This is a genomic window from Arthrobacter sp. H20, assembly GCF_000520515.1.
GTDB lineage: Bacteria > Actinomycetota > Actinomycetes > Actinomycetales > Micrococcaceae > Arthrobacter_D.
Window position 1 is genome coordinate 3,132 of record NZ_KI914756.1, and the last position, 5,362, is coordinate 8,493.

6 protein-coding genes and 1 pseudogene are annotated in these 5,362 nt (G+C 63.2%); 2 read left to right on the forward strand and 5 right to left on the reverse strand.

The genetic code is table 11. From position 1 onward, the window contains the following. Positions 1 to 7: 7 nt before the first annotated feature. Entirely contained in the window at positions 8 to 595 is a 588-nt protein-coding gene (locus tag Y703_RS21085; protein ID WP_081743579.1) for an IS630 family transposase, read from the forward strand. Here Y703_RS21085 and Y703_RS21755 read toward each other — a convergent pair. After that, a pseudogene (locus tag Y703_RS21755) lies at positions 593 to 814 on the reverse strand (glutathione S-transferase family protein); the annotation flags it as partial. The gene Y703_RS21085 and the pseudogene Y703_RS21755 overlap by 3 nt on opposite strands. Positions 815 to 906: 92 nt before the next feature. Further along, complete coding sequence (locus Y703_RS0115545; protein ID WP_026553446.1) at positions 907 to 2,016, reverse strand: YihY/virulence factor BrkB family protein; 1,110 nt, start codon at positions 2,014 to 2,016, stop codon at positions 907 to 909. A gap of 120 nt (positions 2,017 to 2,136) precedes the next feature. On the opposite strand from Y703_RS0115545, the gene Y703_RS0115550 reads away from it, so the two are divergent. Next, positions 2,137 to 3,174 (forward strand): NAD-dependent epimerase/dehydratase family protein, encoded by a 1,038-nt coding sequence (locus Y703_RS0115550; protein WP_026553447.1) that lies wholly within the window; start codon positions 2,137 to 2,139, stop codon positions 3,172 to 3,174. A gap of 51 nt (positions 3,175 to 3,225) precedes the next feature. Here Y703_RS0115550 and Y703_RS0115555 read toward each other — a convergent pair whose 3' ends face one another. The 3 genes from Y703_RS0115555 to Y703_RS0115565 form a co-directional block, all read right to left on the reverse strand. Continuing rightward, positions 3,226 to 4,131 carry a carbohydrate ABC transporter permease gene (locus Y703_RS0115555; protein ID WP_026553448.1) on the reverse strand — a complete coding sequence of 302 codons (906 nt, stop codon included), beginning with the start codon at positions 4,129 to 4,131 and terminating at the stop codon, positions 3,226 to 3,228. Next, positions 4,128 to 5,108 carry a carbohydrate ABC transporter permease gene (locus tag Y703_RS20340; protein ID WP_253908081.1) on the reverse strand — a complete coding sequence of 327 codons (981 nt, stop codon included), beginning with the start codon at positions 5,106 to 5,108 and terminating at the stop codon, positions 4,128 to 4,130. The genes Y703_RS0115555 and Y703_RS20340 overlap by 4 nt, the downstream gene beginning before the upstream one ends. Further along, on the reverse strand, positions 5,078 to 5,362 hold a 285-nt coding region (locus tag Y703_RS0115565), incomplete at its 5' end, for an IS5/IS1182 family transposase (RefSeq protein WP_026553449.1). The genes Y703_RS0115565 and Y703_RS20340, both read right to left, overlap by 31 nt.

Sequence of the window (5,362 nt, forward strand, 5' to 3'; positions counted from 1 at the left end):
ACTGTACATGTCCCCGCCGGAAAACGCGGTGGTGGTGAGCATTGATGAGAAGACCCAGATCCAGGCCCTGTCCCGCACCGGCCCGAACCAACCGTTGTCCCCGACGCACCCACTGCAGCAGACGCACGACTACCAACGCAACGGCACCACCACCTTGTTCGCGGCCCTAGAGGTCCTCACCGGCAAACTCAGCGCAAACGCCTTCTACCAAAAGCACACCAACATCGAGTTTGTCGATTTTCTGGGCCGGGTCGCGGACGCCCACCCCGGGGTCGAGCTGCATGTCATCTGCGACAACTATGCAACTCATAAGCACCAGAACGTGTTGGACTGGCTGGCTGGAAACCCCCGGGTGACCATGCACTTCACTCCGACCAGCTGTTCCTGGCTGAATATGGTGGAGATCTTCTTCGGGATCATCACCCGCCAGTGCCTCAAACGCGGGGAATTCAGCTCGGTGAAAGAGCTGGAAGAAACCATGGACCGCTACATCGAGAACTACAACCAAGACGCCAAACCATTCACCTGGACCAAGTCAGCGGAGTACCTCCTGGGCAAGATGAAACGCAAACAAACCATTAACACGGAGCACTAGTGAAATGGCATCCTCGAGGCCGAGGAGGCGGCGCACGATAATGGAGCGGTTGGCCCAAGGGCACGCGCGGGCGGCGATCAGCCGGTACCGGCCAGCCTCCACCGGATAGCCGTCCGCACCGTCCCGGGTAATCCGGGTCTCGATGTAGGTGGTGTCGCGGCTGAACTCCTTGCCCGTGTTCACATAGGCGCCACGGGTGCTGTTCTCATTCTCGGTCATCTCTTCAGCCTAATCTCCCGCCGCAGGGCTGTCGGTTGGGAACAGCCCTGCCCCGAGGTAGAGTTAATCACTGCGTGTGTGTCGGTTGGCGATCACCCGTTGCTGCGGTCCCGGGCGGACTCGCGCTCATACTTCCGGCGTAGTTCCCGCCCGTTGTCAATGTCCTCAAGTTCCTTATCGAGCTTCTTGCGGCTCATCTTGTCATCCCGCGGCGGCAACTGGAGGGTCTTCTCCGCCTCAATCCCGGCCTGGAGTTGGCGCCCCCGCTCCAGTTCGGCGTCGAACTCGGCGCCGAAGAGCAGGGACAGGTTGGCCAGCCAGAGCCAGAGCAGCAGCACGATGACGCCGGCGATGGCCCCATAGGTCTCGTCGTAACTGCCAAAGCGGGAGACATAGAAGGAAAAGCCCGCCGTGGTGAGCGCGAGGACCAGCAGCGCCACAAACGAGCCCATGCTCATCCAGCGGAGCTTGGGCTGCTTCACATTTGGTGCGCCGTAGTACAGCACCGCAATCATCAACATGGCAAACGCCACCATGACCGGCCACTTGGCGATCGTCCACACCAGCAGCGCCGTGTCGCCGAGACCAATGACGCTGCCAACAGACTCGGCAACCGGGCCGGACAGCACCAGCAGCAGCGCCATCAACACCACCAACAAGAGCACGACGACGGTAATGAGCAGCATCACCGGGCGTAGCTTCCAGAATGGTCTGCCCTCGTCCACCTCGTACACGCGGTTCATCGCCCGGCTAAAGGCATTCACGTAGGCGGAGGCCGACCAGAGAGCACCGAGGATACCGATGACCAGCGTAAGACCAGCCCCCGAGGAGCTAGCTAGCCCCTGGATGGTGCTTTCCAGCGTTTCGTTGTCGGCGGCGCCAGGGGCTACGCCTTCGAGGACGTCGAGGACCGCAGACGTTGTGGTGTCGGCCTGCCCGAAGACGCCGAGCAGGGAGACAACTGCCAGGAGGGCAGGGAAGATGGCGAGCACAGCGTAGTAGGTCAGCGCAGCGGCAAGATCGGTGCACTGGTCCTTGCCGAATTCGCGGATGGTGCGCTTAAGAACGTAGCCCCAGGCCGGCTTCTTCACCTCGGTGGGGCTATCCGGTTTCCGATCATCATCGGGACTCGGCGCGTTTATGGCCTTGTCCTGGGTCTGCGCTTCGGGCGAATCCGCCGCTGCCCCGCCGCTGCGTGCCATTGGTACCTCCACTTGATTCGCCAAAGTCTCATTGGTCGTAAGGACACTTACTAGTGCATTAGCCTACCTAACGATTACCGTGGGGCCATGGTTTCTTCAGCGATTTCCTCTACCGGCCCCCTGCGAGTTGCGGTCATCGGGGCTACCGGCAACGTCGGGACCGCTGTGCTGAGGCGATTGCAGCGGGCAGCGACCGAGCATCCAGGGGGTGTGGAGGTGATCGGGTTCGCACGCCGGCTGCCCGACACCAGCCAGGCACCGTACGCCGGCTTCGAGTGGCAGACCCTCGACATCGGGACCGACGACGGCCGTCGCGAGCTCGCTCAAGCGCTCGACGGCGTCGACGCCGTCGTGCACCTGGCTTGGGCGATTCAGCCGAATCGCGACGAAGCGGCGATGCACCGCACCAACGTCACCGGTACCGCCAACGCGCTGCAGGCCACCGCCGACGCCGGGGTGCGCCACTTCGTCTGCGCGTCGTCAGTCGGCGCCTATAGCCCGGCGTCAAAAGTGCAGCGGGTCGATGAAGGCTGGCCTCACGGTGGGATCAGCACCTCGCACTACAGCCGTCACAAGGCGGAGCAGGAAGCGCTCCTGGACGACTTCGACCGACTGTACCCGGAAATCCCCGTGACCCGCCTGCGACCCGGTCTGATCTTCCAACAGGACGCCGGAAGCGAGATCGGCCGCTACTTCCTAGGACCGCTGGTCCCGAAATTCCTGCTGGACCGGCTGCGGCTCCCGCTGCTGCCCATCCCTGACAGGCTGATCTTCCAGGCGGTGCACGCCGACGACGTCGCCGACGCCTACTGGCGAGCCGTTAACCGACGTATCGGCGGCGCCTTCAATATCGCCGCCGAACCTGTCCTTACCCCGGCGAAGGTAGCTGGTCAGCTCGGTGCCCGGCGCGTGATGAACCTGCCGGTGAAGGTGCTGCGCGCCGTCGTCGGCGTGACCTGGGCGCTAGGGCTGCAGCGCACTGATCCGGGGTGGATCGATATGGCAGCGCAGGCTCCGGTGATGAACACCGACCGTGCCCGCACCCTTCTGGGGTGGGAGCCGGAGCACTCCTCGCTGCACGCCCTGCGCGCCGTCCTGACGGGGCTGGCCGCCGGCGACGGCGTGGACGGTTCCGCCAGCCTCAAGCCCCGGAACTGACCCCGACCGATCCAAGCCACAGGCCCACAGGCCCACCCGCGGGGGAAATGGCTACTCCTTCACGGCTCCGGCCGACGCGTTCATGATCCGCTTCTGGAAGATGAAGAAGACGATGGCCACCGGAATGGTCATGAGGGCCGCTGCGGCCAGCTTCAGCGGATACTGGGTGCCTTGGCTGAGCTGACCTGATGCCAACTGGGCAACGCCCTTGGTCAAGGTGGTGAGCGCAGGGTCCTGGGTGGAGATGATGAAGTGGTTCAGCTCATTCCATGACCCCTGGAAGGACAGGATGACGATGGTCATCACCGCGGGCCGGGCCATGGGAAGGACGATGGACCAGAACGTGCGGAACGTTCCGGCGCCGTCCACCCGGGCCTGCTCCTCGACACTGGGTGGGATGGACTCGAAGAAGTTCTTCATGATGAAGACTCCCGCCGCGTCGGCCAGCAGGGGCACGATCATGCCGATGTAGGAGTCGTAGATTCCCAGCTGGTTGATCACCAGGAACTTGGGAATCAACAGCACGACGCCGGGTACCGCCATCACGCCGACCAGCAGCGCGAATACCAGCCCACGGCCGCGGAAGTTGATGCGGGCCAGCGCATAACCGGCCAGGCAGTTGAAGAACACCCGTCCAGCGGTCACGAAGACGGTGACGATGAACGAGTTGCGGCCCCAGATGGGAAAGTCCGAGTTGGCGAACAGGGTCTCGTAGGCGGCGAAGGTCCAGTGTTGCGGGATCAGCCCCAACGGGTCCTGTGCGGCATCCGGTTCGGTCTTGAAGGATGTAGCCACCTGGATGATGAACGGGAAAATGTAGATGACCGCGAGGGTGATCAGCACAAGGTAGGTGATCCACGCGCCGCGGGTGACCTTCTTGCGACGGTTCTTGATTCGCCGCGGCTCCTCGGGTGCTCCTGGCCCTGATGCCGACGTTGGCGCTGTGGTGGTGCTCATCGCCGGTCTCCTTCGGTGGTGCCTGTGTTGTCCGAGCCGTCACTGGGGCGGTCCGGGCCGGTGCGGTCTGCGTGGCGGACGGCCGACCGGTGGGCGGCCGCTGACTTGGGGTCGGCGCCGACTGGGACCATCCGGTTCCGCTTGGGCACATCCCGTTCCCTGAGCGCATATCGCTGCAACAGGGTGAGCACCACAATGATGCCGAACAGGATGAACGCTATCGCCGCGCCTTCGCCCCAGTTCTGGTTGTTGAACGCTGAGTTGAAGGACAGGTAGGCCGGCGTCAGGGTGGTCTTGGCGGGCCCGCCCTGCGTGCCGACGTAGATCTGATCAAAGACCTGCCAGGTGCCGATCAACCCGAGGGTGAGCACAGTGAACAGGGTCGGCCGGAGCATGGGAAGGGTGACCTGCCAGAACCGCTGCCAGCCGGAGGCGCCGTCGACCATTGCTGCCTCCTGCACCTCCCCGCTGATGTTCTGCAGCGCGGCGATGAAGAGCAGCATGAACGTGCCGGAGGTGGTGAAGATGGCCATCAGGACGAAGGCGCTCATTGCCACTGACGGTCCGGCCAGCCATTCCCAGCTGGAGATCCCCAGGAAGGCTGGATCCTGCAGTGCCTCGGGTGCCCGGCTTAATCCGAACACCGAGAACACAAGGTGGAAGACGCCTCGGGGGTCCTGGAACCAGTTGGGCCCGGCGATCGCAAAGAAGGAGAGCACCTTGTTGACAACGCCAGTTGCGCTGAACAGGAACAGCCAGAGCACTGTGATGGCTACTGAACTGGTGACTGAGGGAAAGTAGAAAGCGGTACGGAAGAGTCCGCGGCCCTTCAGGACCTGCTTGTTGACCATGACGGCCAGGAACAGGGCCAGGCCGGTCTGCAGCGGCACCACCAGCAGCACGTAGTAGAAGTTGTTGCGGATCGCGGTGCCGAAGTCTCGGGCGGCTAGGGCGTGTCTCCTAATTCTTTGAGCCAAATAGTGATGGCTCGGAGTACGACTCCTCCGCGGTACGTGAGGGCGAGTTTGTCGTACCGGGTGGCCAGACCGCGCCATTGTTTGAAGGTGTTGAAGGAACGTTCAACAACGTTGCGCCGTTTGTAGGCTTCCCTGTCGAGACCGACGGGTCTTCCACCACTGCGGCCGCGGCGTTTACGGTTCGCTTGCTGGTCGGAGCGTTCCGGGATGACCGCCTGGATCCCGCGGGAACGCAGGAGGTTCCGGTTAGCTTT